Raw genomic sequence first — 12,019 nt, 5'->3', positions numbered from 1 at the left:
TGGACCGGCGAATGCCCCACCTGCCACCGCGAGTTACCCACCACGCGCGCGGCAGCACACACCCCACCACTCCAGACCTAACGAAGTACTACTAGACGCCCGCCGCCCCCAGCAGGGACCCCGCGCCATAGGTGACCGCCATCGCCAGCGCGCCGCCACAGACGTTCCGGAGGACGGCGCGGCCGGCCGGAGCCGCACCCAGCCGGGCGGACCACCAACCGGTGAGGGCGAGGGCCGCGAGGACGGACAGCACCGTGATCCAGAGGCGGGCCGAGGTCGGGGGCAGGACGATCGCGAGGAGCGGGAGGAGGGCTCCGACGGTGAAGGCGAGGAAGCTGGCGCCGGCCGCGTGCCAGGGATTGGTCAGGGCATCGGGGTCGATGCCCAGTTCCACCCGTGCGTGGGCGCGGAGCGCATCGCGGGCGGTGAGTTGCTCGGCGGCCTCCCGGGCCACGTCCCGGGAGAGGCCGCGGGCCGCGAGCAGCCCGGTCAGTTCGGCGAGTTCGGCCTCCGGCTGTTCGCTCAGTTCGCGCTTCTCCTGGGCGAGTGCGGCCTTCTCCGAGTCGCGCTGGCTGGAGACCGAGACGTACTCCCCCGCGGCCATCGACATCGAACCGGCGAGCAGCCCGGAGAGGCCGGCGGTGAGCAGGGCGGCCTGGGACGTGGTGGCACCGGCGACGCCGACGACGAGGCCGGCGGTGGAGACGACGCCGTCGTTGGCTCCGAGCACGGCCGCCCGGAGCCAGTTGAGACGGGACCCGAGGCCGCCGTGGGCCTCGTCGTGTGCGGGGGGTTCGGTCACGTCAGGAGGGTCGCACCCGACAGCTCACCAGACGCGGACCGACCCGCCCGGAGCGAAGGCCGGGCTGGTGGCGCCCTCGGGGACCTCCTTCAAGGGCTGGGCGATCTCCTCGACGGCGGGGCCGTGGACGGCGGCCAGGCGGTCGAGGAGATCGCGGTCGAAGCCGTAGACGCGGGCCGCGTTCCCCCCGACCATCGCGGCGACCTCGTCCTCGGGCAGTCCCGCGTAGGCAATGCGCAGCCCTTCGCGGGAGTACGGGGTGGTGCCCTCGTCGTGCGGGTAGTCGCTGCCCCACATGATCTTGTCGAGGCCGATCCGGTCGCGCAGCGGCACCTCGTGGGGACGCATGAAGCTGGCGCCGACGAAGCAGTTGTCGCGCCAGACCTCGCTGGGGCCCTTGCCCATGGAGTCCGCGAGCCCCGTGCCGAACTTGGACTCGGCGGTGACGGCCCGGGAGGCCGCGGCGACCAGCCGCCCGTGGTAGTAGTCCAGCATGTCCAGGATCCCGGGGATCCAGCCCGAGCCCTGTTCCGTCAGGACGAGCCGCAGGCCCGGGTGGCGGCGGAACGCTCCGCCGAAGACCAGGTGCCACAGCGCCCGGTGGGAGAACCACGTGGTCTCCACCATGAAGACGGCGCGGGCCGCGGGCTCGTCGCCGAGCGGGGGCGAGGCCGAGCCGCCGTGGTGGTTCACCGGCACGTCGAGCTCCGCACAGACCGCCCAGAGCGGGTCGTAGGACCGGGAGTACAGTTCGGGCACCCCGGAGCCCGGTGGTGCGCCGGGCAGCAGGATGCCGCCGGTCAGCCCGGCCCGCTTGGTGCGGCGCACCTCCCGCACCGCCTCCTCGACGTCGCTCAGGAGGATCTGGGCCACGCCCGCCCTGCGGCCCGGCGCTTCCGCGCAGAAGTCGGCCAGCCAGCGGTTGTGGGCGCGCAGGCCGGCCCAGCGGAGCTCGTACTCCTCGCGGGTGGGGGCGGGGGCCATCAGCGAGGCGGACGGGAAGAACGGCGGGATGGTGTTCGGGAAGACGACCTCGGCGACGATCCCGTCGGCCTCCAGCTCGCGCAGCCGACGCCCGGAGTTCCAGTTGCGGTCCGCGGTGTCGGCGAGGAGGTCCTGGTACGGGTTGACGTAGCCGGCCGCCCAGGCGTCGAAGGCGTCGTGGTACTTGCCCTCCAGGTACGGCCGGTAGTCGAGGAGGTCGGCGCCCGCGTGGCAGTCGGCGGAGACGACGGTGTACCGGTCCGGCCGTTCGCCGGCCCGTTCGTCGCCGCGCGCCGGTGCGCCGTCGCTCCGCCCGCCGTTCACCGGTCCGCTCCGACGGCCGGGAAGTCGTGGTCGGTGAGCCAGTGCCGGCCGACCCGGCGCGAGCGGGCCCAGGACGCCTCGACGGCGGTCTGGTCGACGGGCTGGCCGAGGTCGGCGGGGGTGGGGCCGATCCGGCGGGCCAGGGGGGCCAGTGCGGGGAGGTCGAACCCGAAGACCTCCGCCGCTGCGAGACCGAGCATCCGCCGGGTCTCCTCGACCGGGATGTCGTGGAAGGTCTTCCGGAGCCATGCGCGCGTATCGGGCCAGGTGCCTTCCGGATGGGGGAAGTCCGAACCCCACAGGATGTTGTCGACGCCGATCTCGTAGCGCTGGGCGAGCTCGCGCCGCTTGGTGTTGGTGGCGCAGACGAAGACCTGCCGGTCCAGGTACTCGCTCGGGGGCCGCTTCAGCTCCGCGAACGGGGACAGCTTCTTCCCTCCGTGGGCGCCGAGGTAGAGCCGGTCCATGAACCAGAGCAGGTTCGGCAGCCACCAGCATCCCGATTCGGCGATCCCGAACCGCAGGCCGGGGTGGCGCTCGAAGGCTCCCGACCAGAGCAGGAACCACAGCGGCCTGGCCGGCCACCAGGTGACCTCGGAGACGTAGATGCCGAGGTGGTCGCCGTACTCCTCGCGCGGCGCCGCGCCGGAGTGGGTGACGACCGGCATGCCCGTCTCGGCGGCAGCCGCCCACACCGGGTCGTAGCAACGGTCGTGGTAGGGGGCCTTGTCCACCCACATGGAGGGGATCATGAGCGCGCCGAGTCCGGACTCCTTGGCGCGGTGGACCTCGGCGACGACCTCGCGGACGTCGGCCGTGACGGGGAGGAGGGCGACCCCGCAGTGCCGGAGCGGGTTCGCGGAGACGAACTCGGCGAGCCACCGGTTGTGCGCCCGTGCGCCGGCCATGCCGAGCTCCGGGTCCTGGTCGCCGGAGAGCCCGAGGCCGACGCCGAAGGGTGCTGCGGTCCGGCTGTCGACGGCGTCCGCGTCGGGGAAGACGACCTCGGCGGCCACCCCGTCGCCGTCGAGCTCCTTGATGCGCCGGGCGGCGTCCCAGCCGCCGCGCAGACCCTCCTCGTTGTCGCTGAACCACTTGCTGGCGAAGGCCTCGTTGCGCACCCCCAGCCGGGTCATGGCCTCCTGGCGGGCCTGTCGTCCCGCCAGGAAGTCGTCGAAGTCCCGGTGGAACCGGCGGTCGAGGTAGGGCCGGTACTCCTCGGTGGGCAGCCCGGCGTGGCAGTCGGAGGAGATGATCAGGTACGGGTCCTCGTGGCTCATGGCGAAGCCCTTCAGTCGCGTCCGTCGAGGATGAAGCCCTCCAGGTAGGAGGGGTTGGTGCGGTCGAGCATCGAGCGGGAGCGCGCCCTGATCTGACGGTCGCTGTGCTCGCTCGCCGGCAGCATCCAGAAGCGGTCGGCGCGGATGCCGTCGACGACGTGCGCGGCGACCTCTTCGACCGGGGTGAAGGCCACCTCGCGGCCGGCCTCCTTCATGGCCGCCTCCCACTGGGCGAGGCTGCGGTACGGGGTCCTGCGCGGCCGTTGCTTGGCGTACCGCTCGGGCCGGTTGCGGTGCGACTCCCACAGGCCGGTGCGGAGCATGTGCGGGCCCGGGAAGAGGACCGAGGCGCCGACCCGTGCGCGCTCCGCCCCGAGGTGGGCGTAGAGGGACTCGGTCATGGTGACGACGGCCGCCTTGGTGACCGCGTACACGGAGGCGGTGGGCAGCGGGGCGATCCCCCCGTCGCCGGAGGAGGTGTTGACGACGTGGCCGGGTTCGCCGCCGGCGAGCATGCGGGGGACGAAGGCCTGGATGCCGTGGAAGACGCCCCAGACGTTGACGGAGAAGGCCCACTTCCAGTCGTTGGGTTCGTGCTCCCACATGCGCCCCTCGGCACCGGAACCGACGCCCGCGTTGTTGCAGAGGACGTGGACGGCGCCGAAGGCGTCGTACGCGGCGTCGGCGAAGGACCGGACCGCCTCGGGGTCGGAGACGTCGACCGTCCGGGCGAGGACCTGCGCCCCGTCCGCCGCCAGCTCATCGGCCGCCGCCTCCAGGGCGTCCCGCTCGACGTCCCCGAGGACGACGGCGAGGCCCTCGGCGGCGAAGCGGCGGGCCATCGCGAGCCCGATGCCGCTCGCCGCTCCGGTGACGACGGCGACCTGCCCCTCACGCAGCTCCACCGGAGGCCTCCTTTCGGGCACCCGTGTCGGGCGGTCCGTCGAGGATCTGCATCGGGTCGTCGTACCGCTGGTGGACGTAGGGCAGCAGGGCCCGGGCCGAGACCCGCTCGGCGACCGTGCCCTTCTGGTCGGTGGTCTTCTCGCTGATCGTGATCTCGACGAGCCGGCGCACCGGGAGGTCGGCGACCGGGTCGTACATGGACTCGCGCAGGACCACGTCGCCGGTGACCCGCTCCAGCCTCCGCACCCTCTCGTTGCGGACGCAGTGGACGAGGACGGGGTCGGCGTCGAAGCCGGAGCCCTCCACTCCCGGGAGGAACTTGAAGTAGAAGTCGGTCTTCTCCACCGGCTCCGGCAACGGCAGCGGACCGGAGACGGCACCCCTCACCTCCACGAACGCGATGCCGTGTCGGGCGAGGGCGGCGCGCACCACGAGCCCGTCGCGCTCGACCGTCACCTCGCCCAGCTTCTTCGGTTCGCCGAAGACCTCGCGCCCTCCGGTCAGGGCCCGCTCGTGGGTCATCGGCATGACCAGCGGGTACCAGCCCTCCCGGTCGCCGTGGGCGGCGGCGACGGCGACCGAGCCGGCACCGAGGGGGTAGCCGGGCAGGTCGACCTTGCTGATGGTGACGCGCACGAGGGGGTGCGCGGTGGGCTTCAGCGGCGGCGGCAGAACCGCCGCCACGACGTCCGGGTCGGTCTCCCAGACGGCGACCACACCGGTGGACCAGATGTCGGGGAGCCGCGCGGACCGCTCGCGGGTCGCCGCCGCCTCGGCGTCGCTGCGCGCCCCGTACCGTACTCGTGCCATGACGTACCGCCCTTCGGGATCGTCGGCCTGTAACACAGTTACACGATGGCGGCGCAGGGTAAAGAGGCGTGCACACAGAGGAGTTGGGGGACCGATGACACGCTCCGCACTGTCCCGGGACGAGGTCCTGGACGCCGCGGCGGCCCTGGTGAGGGAGCACGGCCCGGACGCCCTGACCATGCGTCGGCTCGCGGCCGAGCTCGGCACCGCGGTCACCTCGATCTACTGGCACGTCGGCAACCGCGAGTCGCTCCTCGACGCGCTCGTCAGCCGCACGATCGCCGACCTCGGCACGATCAGCCCCCGGGGGACGACCCCGGCCGAGCGGATCGTCTCGGTCGCCCGTGCGCTGCGCCGCGCCTTGCGCGCCCGCCCGCACCTGGTGGCGATGGTCCACGAGCGGGGACTGACCGAGCGGATGTTCCTGCCGGCCCGGCGCGCCCTGATCCACGAGGCGCGCGCGGCGGGACTGCGCGGGGTGGACGCCGCCCGTGCGGTCCAGGCCGTGCAGTTCCAGGTCGTCGGGCACGTCCTGGTGGAGCGCAACCGCGAGCGGGCGCCGGCCCGGTCCCCCGTCGAAGAGGAGCCGTGGCAGGAAGGGGGCGCGGAGGACGACGACGCCCTCGCCCGCGCGCTGGCCGCTCCGATCGACTCCGAGCAGCTCTTCGACGACTCCGTCCGGGCCCTGGTGGCCGGGCTGCTCGCCGGCACCGCCGGGCACCCCGGAGAAGCGCCGGCCGGCCGCGGCGGCGACGGTGCCCGGGACGCCGAGGAGGGGCCTGTCGGCCGCGGGCCGTATTCTCAATGACCATGCTTGAGGACCGCACGACAGCAGGGCCGTGGCCGACCGCTTACCCACGGGGGTACGCGGTCGTCGACGTGGAGACCACCGGACTCGCCCGCGACGACCGGATAGTGTCGGCTGCCGTCTACCGGCTGGACGCCCGGGGAAACGTCGAGGACCACTGGTACACCCTCGTCAACCCCGAGCGCGACCCCGGACCGGTGTGGATCCACGGCCTGACCAGCGACGTCCTGGAGGGCGCACCGCTCTTCCCGGAGATCGCGGCGGAGTTCGCCGCACGGCTGGACGGACGGGTGCTGGTCGCACACAACGCGATGTTCGACTGGCAGATGATCGCCCGGGAGTACGCGCGCGCACGGTCCGCGGCGCCCGTGCGCCAGCGGCTGTGCACGATCGCCCTCGCCAAGGAGCTGTCGCTGCCGCTGCCCAACCACAAGCTGGAGTCGCTGGCCGCGCACTTCGGCGTCGTGCAGCAGCGCGCGCACCACGCGCTCGACGACGCCCGGGTGCTCGCCGAAGCGTTCCGCCCCAGCCTGCACGCGGCGGCCGAGCGCAATGTGCGGCTGCCGCTCCTGGAGTGCCGACCGCTGACGGAATGGGCCTCGTCGTCCGGGGGCCCGCAGGTCGGCCGGCAGTCCTCCTACCGGGCGGGCAGCTGGCGCCCCTCGCGGAAGCGGCCGGCGTGCCCGTACCCCAACCCCGGACGCTACGAGGCGGACAGGCCGCTCAAGCAGGGCATGCGGGTGGCCTTCTCCGGCGACACCTCCGTCGACCGCGAGCTCCTGGAGGACCGCACCGTCGAAGCCGGCCTCCACGTCGCCACCAGCGTCTCCCGGCTGACCAGCCTGCTCGTCACCAACGACCCCGACGCCGCCACCTCCAAAACGGTGCGGGCGAAGTCGTTCGGCACGCCGATCGTCGACGAAGCGGCCTACGCGCAGCTGCTGCGGGACGTGGACCCGGCAGACGGGTGACGCCCCCGGCCCGGCGGGCGTGCCGTGCTGCGCGCGCACGCCGGGCGCTCCACCCTGTGGCGCATGGCACGTTGTGAGGTCTGCGGAAACGATTACGGCATGTCCTTCGAGGTGCACGCGCAGGGCGCGGTGCACGTCTTCGATTGCTTCGCCTGCGCCATTCACCGCATGGCGCCCATCTGTGAGCACTGCCGGGTCCAGATCATCGGGCAGGGCGTCGAGGTCGAGGGCAGCTGGTACTGCGGCGGGCACTGCGCCCGTGCGGAGGGAAAGGTGGGCATCGTCGACAGGGTGTGAGGAAACGGTTCCGGGCAGCCGGGCGAACCGGCCCGAACCCCCCGTGCGTACGCCCCGCGACCCGCGCTGTACGGTCGTGGGGTGTACCGCTTCCTGTTGTCCCGGCAGTGGGTGATCCTCACCCTCGTCGCCCTGGTCCTCGTTCCCACGATGATCGAGCTGGGCTTCTGGCAGTTCCACCGGCACGAGCACCGGGTCGCCCAGAACGCCCTGATCGCGGACAACCTCAAGGCGGAGCCGGTCCCGGTCGAAGGACTCACCTCCCCCGGCCACACCGTCCCGCGTGCCGACTACTGGCGGCAGGTCACCGCGACCGGCACCTTCGACACCGCGCACGAGGTCGTCGTCCGTAGGCGCACCTCCTCCGACGACCGGGTGGGCGTCCACGTACTGACCCCGTTGGTCCTCCGGGACGGCAGGGTCGTCCTGGTCAACCGCGGCTGGGTCCCGGCCGCCGCCGACCAGCACGCCTTTCCCGCGGTGCCGCCCGCCCCCCGGGGCGAGGTCACCGTCACCGGCCGGCTCAAGGCGGACGAGACGACCGGCGCGAGCGGCATCAAGGACCTGAAGGGCCTGCCCGACCGCCAGGTCATGCTGATCAACAGTCGTCAGCAGGCCGAGCTGATCGGCCGCGAGGTGCTCGGCGGCTATCTGGAGCTCACCGCGCCCCGACCCTCCGGTGCCACCCCCGAACCGGTCCCCGAGCCCGACCACGACTCGATCGGCGCGCACATGGCGTACGCCGTCCAGTGGTGGCTCTTCGCCGCCGGGGTGCCCGTCGGCTGGGTGATCCTGGTGCGCCGGGAGAAGCGCGACCGCGAGTCCGCCGCCGCTCCTGACGTCCCCGGATCCGCAGAACCGGACCCCAGGGAGGCGCAGGCCACTCCGTCCCGCTGATTGACCGCCCCCGCTTCCGGGAACAGCCCAAAGCGTGACGCAACGTATCGACGACTACGCCCTCATCGGCGATCTCCAGACCGCCGCGCTCATCGGCCGCGACGGGTCGGTCGACTGGCTGTGTCTGCCCCGCTTCGACTCCGCCGCCTGCTTCGCCGCGATCCTCGGCGACGAGGACAACGGCCACTGGCGGATCGCCCCCAAAGGCGCCACGAACTGCACCGACCGCCGCTACGCCGAGGACTCCCTGGTCCTGGAGACGTACTGGGAGACCCGGACCGGCACGGTCAAGGTCATCGACTTCATGCCGCAGCGGGACACGGCTCCCGATCTGATGCGGATCGTGGAGGGCGTCAGCGGCAGCGTCGAGATGAGCGCCGTGCTGCGGCTCCGCTTCGACTACGGCTCGATCGTGCCCTGGGTGCGCAGGTCGGACGGCCACCGGGTCGCGATCGCGGGCCCCGACTCGGTCTGGTTGCGCAGCGAGCCGCCGGTGAAGACCTGGGGCCAGCAGTTCTCCACGCAGTCCTCCTTCACCGTCACCGCCGGCGAGAAGGTGGCCTTCGTACTGACCTGGCACCCCTCGCACGAGCCCCGGCCCGACCTCGTCGACCCCTTCGAGGCCCTGGAGCACTCCCTCGCGGACTGGCGGGAGTGGTCGGCCCGCTGCACCTATGCGGGACCGCACCGGGAACCGGTGATGCGTTCCCTGATCACCCTCAAGGCCCTCACCTACGCCCCGACCGGCGGGATCGTGGCCGCCCCGACCACCTCCCTGCCGGAAGAGCTCGGGGGCGTGCGGAACTGGGACTACCGCGCCTGCTGGCTGCGCGACTCCTCCCTGACGCTCGGCGCCCTGCTCGCCGCCGGATACGACGAGGAGGCGGCTGCCTGGCGGGACTGGCTGCTGCGCTCGGCCGCCGGCGACCCCGCCGACCTGCAGATCATGTACGGTCCGGCCGGGGAGCGCAGGCTCCCGGAAACGAGCCTGCCCTGGCTGCGCGGCTACGCCGACTCGGCACCGGTGCGCACCGGGAACGCGGCCGTGGACCAGTTCCAGCTGGACGTGTACGGCGAGGTCATGGACTCCCTCCACCGTGCTCGGGAAGCGGGCATCCCGGCGGAGCGGCACGCCTGGAACCTCCAGCTGAGCCTGCTCGGCTTCCTGGAGTCCACCTGGCGGGAGCCCGACGAGGGCTTGTGGGAGGTCCGCGGACCCCGCCGCCACTTCACCCATTCCAAGGTGATGGCCTGGGTGGCGGCCGACCGGGCGGTCCGCACCTTGGAGGCCGACCCCTCGCTGCCGGGGGACGCGGGACGGTGGCGGGCGATGCGGGACGAGATCCACGAGCAGGTGTGCGCCCGGGCGTACGACCCGGAGCGGAACACCTTCACCCAGGCGTACGGTTCGCGCGAACTGGACGCCGCCACCCTCCTCATCCCGCAGGTCGGCTTCCTGCCGCCGGATGACCCCAGGGTGGTGGGCACCGTCGACGCGGTGCGGGCGGAACTGCTGCACGGCGGGTTCCTGCGCCGTTACAGCTCCGGCTCGGAGTCCGTGGACGGCCTGCCGGGCCAGGAGGGGACCTTCCTCGTCTGCTCGTTCTGGCTGGCGGACGCGCTGCGGATGATCGGGCGCGTCGAGGAAGCGCGCGAGCTCTTCGATCGGCTCGTGTCGCTCACCAACGACGTCGGGCTCCTCGCGGAGGAGTACGACCCGGTGACGGGGCGCCAGCTCGGAAACTTCCCGCAGGCGTTCAGTCACATCGGCCTGGTCGGGACCGCCTTCGCCCTCGCCGCCGAGGAGGCGGCAGGATAGGGCCATGGATCTGGGACTGAAGGACCGTGTGTACGTGGTGACCGGTGCGACGCGGGGGCTGGGCCGGGCCTCCGCGGCGGCGCTGCTCGCCGAGGGCGCGAAGGTGTTGATCACCGGGCGCGAGGAGGCGGCGGTCGCCGACGCGGTGGCCGAACTGGGCGAGGGCGCGGCCGGAACCGCCGCGGACAACACCGATCCGGGAACTCCGGCCCGGCTGATCGCCGAGGCGAAGGCACGGTTCGGCGGCTTCGACGGCATTCTGATCAGCGTCGGCGGCCCGGCGCCGGGCTTCGCCGCGGACAACACCGACGAGCAGTGGGCAGCCGCCTTCGACACCGTGTTCCTGGGGGCGGTGCGGCTGGCCCGGGCCGCCTCCGACACCCTCGGCGAGGGCGGGGTCATCGGCTTCGTGCTGTCCGGCTCGGTCCACGAACCGATCCCCGGGCTGACCATCTCCAACGGGCTGCGCCCCGGGCTCGCCGGCTTCGCCAAGTCCCTCGCCAACGACCTGGGCCCCCGCGGGATCCGGGTGGTCGGCCTGCTGCCGAGCCGGATCGACACGGACCGGGTCCGCTCGCTGGACGCGCTCTCCGGCGACGCGGACGCGGCCCGCGCGGCGAACGAACTCACGATCCCGCTGCGCCGCTACGGCACCCCGGAGGAGTTCGGGCGCACGGCGGCCTTCCTGCTGTCACCGGCCGCCTCGTACCTCACCGGGCTGATGCTGCCGGTCGACGGAGGGGCCCGCTCCGGCTTCTGAGCGCTGCCGCCCGTCCGGGCGCGTGGCGACGACCGTCCCGTCCGCCCGGAGGGCTCGGCGGGCCGGGAGGAGCCCTCGAACGCCTCCCCGGTCTCAGGCGACCCGGCGGGCCCGGTGCTTGACCGCGCGCAGGCGCGCCTCGGTGGGCAGCGCGGGGAGGCCCGCCGAGGTGCGGGCGTGGGCGAGCCCCTCGGAGCTCAGGCGGTTCAGGGCCGCCCCCGGGGAGGCGTGCGGCTCCAGGAGGAGCGCGATGCGGGTGCGGGGAGCGCCTCGGCGGCCGGTCAGCGAGACCCGGGCCTTCGCCACTCCGTCCTGGGCGGCGGCGTCCGCCTCCAAGACGCCCTCCAGGGCACGGCCGCGCAGGACCGCCGCCTCCCCGTCGCCGGTGTCCACGAGGAGCTCGCGGAGCCGGGCCCTCCGGAACTGGACGAGCAGCCACCAGAGGGCGAGCAGGACGACGAGCCCGAGGGCGGCGATGACCACCGGCCACCACCAGCCCTCGTCCCGCCAGCGCTGTCGGTCGGCGGTGGAGAGCAGCACGTCGGCCGGGCCCGCCCAGGGCCACCAGGACGGCACGGACAGGCCCCGGGCGGCGGCGAGGACGGCCCCGCCGCCCAGGACGAGGAGCAGCCCGGCGAGGCCGAGCAGGGCGCGGTTGACGCGCCGGAGGACCACGGTCACGGGCTCTTTCCTCTCCGGTGGTACATCGGTTCATCCCTTCCGGGGCGGTCGGGCCACCCGTACCGTCACCGCGGGCGGGTGGGCGAGGCCGAGTTCGTCGACACCGCTGGCGAGCACCGCCTCGACGTCGGCGCGCACCTCGTCGAGGGCCCGGAAGTGCGACACCGCGCGGACGGCGACCTTGGCGCGGCCGACGCGCACCCGGACGGATTGCACCCCGGAGACCTCCATGGCACGGTCCCGCAGGGTCAGGGCTGCGGCCTCGCGGTCCAGCCCCGCCCGCAGGTCGGCGTGCTCGCGGCGCATCGGGAGGACGGCGCGCAGCCCGGGGGTGGACGCCAGGACGAGGAGCCAGAGGCCGAGCAGGACGGCGACCGCCGCACCGATGACGATCGCGGTGTCGTCGAGCGGCCGGGTCGCGAGGGCGTCGGCGAGTTCTCGTCTCCAGGCCATCGCGGAGCGATCGGCACGGACGGCCGCGACGTCGTAGAGGAGCAGCCCGGTGGCGCCGAGGAGCACCGCCGCGAGCAGGGCCGCTGGAATGCGGCGGACGGCCCAGAAGCGGCGGACGGGGACGCCGGGGCATGTCGTAGAGGGCCCACTCGGATGGCGTGAGGCACGATGCCGGAGAGGAGTCGGCAGCATGCCATGCCACTACCCGGCACTGTGACGAACGGCAG

General features: G+C 73.3%; 13 protein-coding genes. 6 read left to right on the top strand and 7 right to left on the bottom strand.

Annotation, left to right across the window (positions count from 1 at the left end; translation table 11 throughout):
• Positions 1-91: 91 nt before the first annotated feature.
• The 5 genes from ACFW2Y_RS30300 to ACFW2Y_RS30280 are packed head-to-tail and all read right to left on the bottom strand — an operon-like array spanning position 92 to position 5,106.
• Positions 92-802, bottom strand: coding sequence for a VIT family protein (locus ACFW2Y_RS30300; RefSeq protein WP_384885507.1), 711 nt, complete (start codon positions 800-802; stop codon positions 92-94).
• Positions 803-826: 24 nt separating this feature from the next.
• Positions 827-2,110: an amidohydrolase family protein gene (locus ACFW2Y_RS30295; RefSeq protein WP_384885505.1), complete on the bottom strand. Its 1,284-nt coding sequence runs from the start codon at positions 2,108-2,110 to the stop codon at positions 827-829.
• Complete coding sequence (locus ACFW2Y_RS30290) at positions 2,107-3,390, bottom strand: amidohydrolase family protein (RefSeq protein WP_384885504.1); 1,284 nt, start codon at positions 3,388-3,390, stop codon at positions 2,107-2,109. Before ACFW2Y_RS30290 ends, ACFW2Y_RS30295 begins: the two co-directional genes overlap by 4 nt.
• Before the next feature lie 11 nt (positions 3,391-3,401).
• The gene (locus ACFW2Y_RS30285; RefSeq protein WP_384885502.1) at positions 3,402-4,295 is read right to left on the bottom strand and encodes an SDR family NAD(P)-dependent oxidoreductase; all 894 of its coding nucleotides are present in this window, start codon (positions 4,293-4,295) and stop codon (positions 3,402-3,404) included.
• Positions 4,282-5,106 carry an acetoacetate decarboxylase family protein gene (locus ACFW2Y_RS30280; protein ID WP_384885500.1) on the bottom strand — a complete coding sequence of 275 codons (825 nt, stop codon included), beginning with the start codon at positions 5,104-5,106 and terminating at the stop codon, positions 4,282-4,284. The genes ACFW2Y_RS30285 and ACFW2Y_RS30280 overlap by 14 nt, the downstream gene beginning before the upstream one ends.
• Before the next feature lie 94 nt (positions 5,107-5,200).
• Between ACFW2Y_RS30280 and ACFW2Y_RS30275 the strand changes: the two genes are divergently transcribed.
• The 6 genes from ACFW2Y_RS30275 (at position 5,201) to ACFW2Y_RS30250 (ending at position 10,658) form a co-directional block, all read left to right on the top strand.
• Positions 5,201-5,914, top strand: coding sequence for a TetR/AcrR family transcriptional regulator (locus ACFW2Y_RS30275; RefSeq protein WP_384885498.1), 714 nt, complete (start codon positions 5,201-5,203; stop codon positions 5,912-5,914).
• Complete coding sequence (locus tag ACFW2Y_RS30270; protein WP_384885496.1) at positions 5,911-6,885, top strand: DEDDh family exonuclease; 975 nt, start codon at positions 5,911-5,913, stop codon at positions 6,883-6,885. Before ACFW2Y_RS30275 ends, ACFW2Y_RS30270 begins: the two co-directional genes overlap by 4 nt.
• Positions 6,886-6,948: 63 nt before the next feature.
• A complete protein-coding gene (locus tag ACFW2Y_RS30265; protein WP_030691654.1) occupies positions 6,949-7,182 on the top strand; it encodes a hypothetical protein in 234 nt (77 codons plus the stop codon).
• Positions 7,183-7,263: 81 nt separating this feature from the next.
• On the top strand, positions 7,264-8,079 hold the full coding sequence (locus ACFW2Y_RS30260) for an SURF1 family protein (protein WP_384885494.1): 816 nt from the start codon (positions 7,264-7,266) through the stop codon (positions 8,077-8,079).
• A 34-nt stretch (positions 8,080-8,113) separates the two neighbouring features.
• Positions 8,114-9,898, top strand: a complete 1,785-nt coding sequence (locus ACFW2Y_RS30255) for a glycoside hydrolase family 15 protein (RefSeq protein ID WP_384885492.1) — start codon at positions 8,114-8,116, stop codon at positions 9,896-9,898.
• Positions 9,899-9,902: 4 nt separating this feature from the next.
• Entirely contained in the window at positions 9,903-10,658 is a 756-nt protein-coding gene (locus tag ACFW2Y_RS30250; RefSeq protein ID WP_384885491.1) for an SDR family oxidoreductase, read from the top strand.
• 93 nt (positions 10,659-10,751) lie between these two features.
• On the opposite strand, the gene amaP is transcribed toward ACFW2Y_RS30250, so the two are convergent.
• On the bottom strand, positions 10,752-11,339 hold the full coding sequence (gene amaP / locus ACFW2Y_RS30245) for an alkaline shock response membrane anchor protein AmaP (protein WP_384885489.1): 588 nt from the start codon (positions 11,337-11,339) through the stop codon (positions 10,752-10,754).
• A gap of 30 nt (positions 11,340-11,369) precedes the next feature.
• Positions 11,370-11,984 carry a DUF6286 domain-containing protein gene (locus tag ACFW2Y_RS30240; protein ID WP_384885487.1) on the bottom strand — a complete coding sequence of 205 codons (615 nt, stop codon included), beginning with the start codon at positions 11,982-11,984 and terminating at the stop codon, positions 11,370-11,372.
• Positions 11,985-12,019 lie beyond the last annotated feature (35 nt).

This window comes from Streptomyces sp. NPDC058877 (assembly GCF_042742855.1).
In the GTDB taxonomy this organism is placed as follows: Bacteria; Actinomycetota; Actinomycetes; order Streptomycetales; family Streptomycetaceae; genus Streptomyces.
Note: the sequence above shows the minus strand (reverse complement) of the source record. Positions and strands in the feature narration are given on the sequence as shown.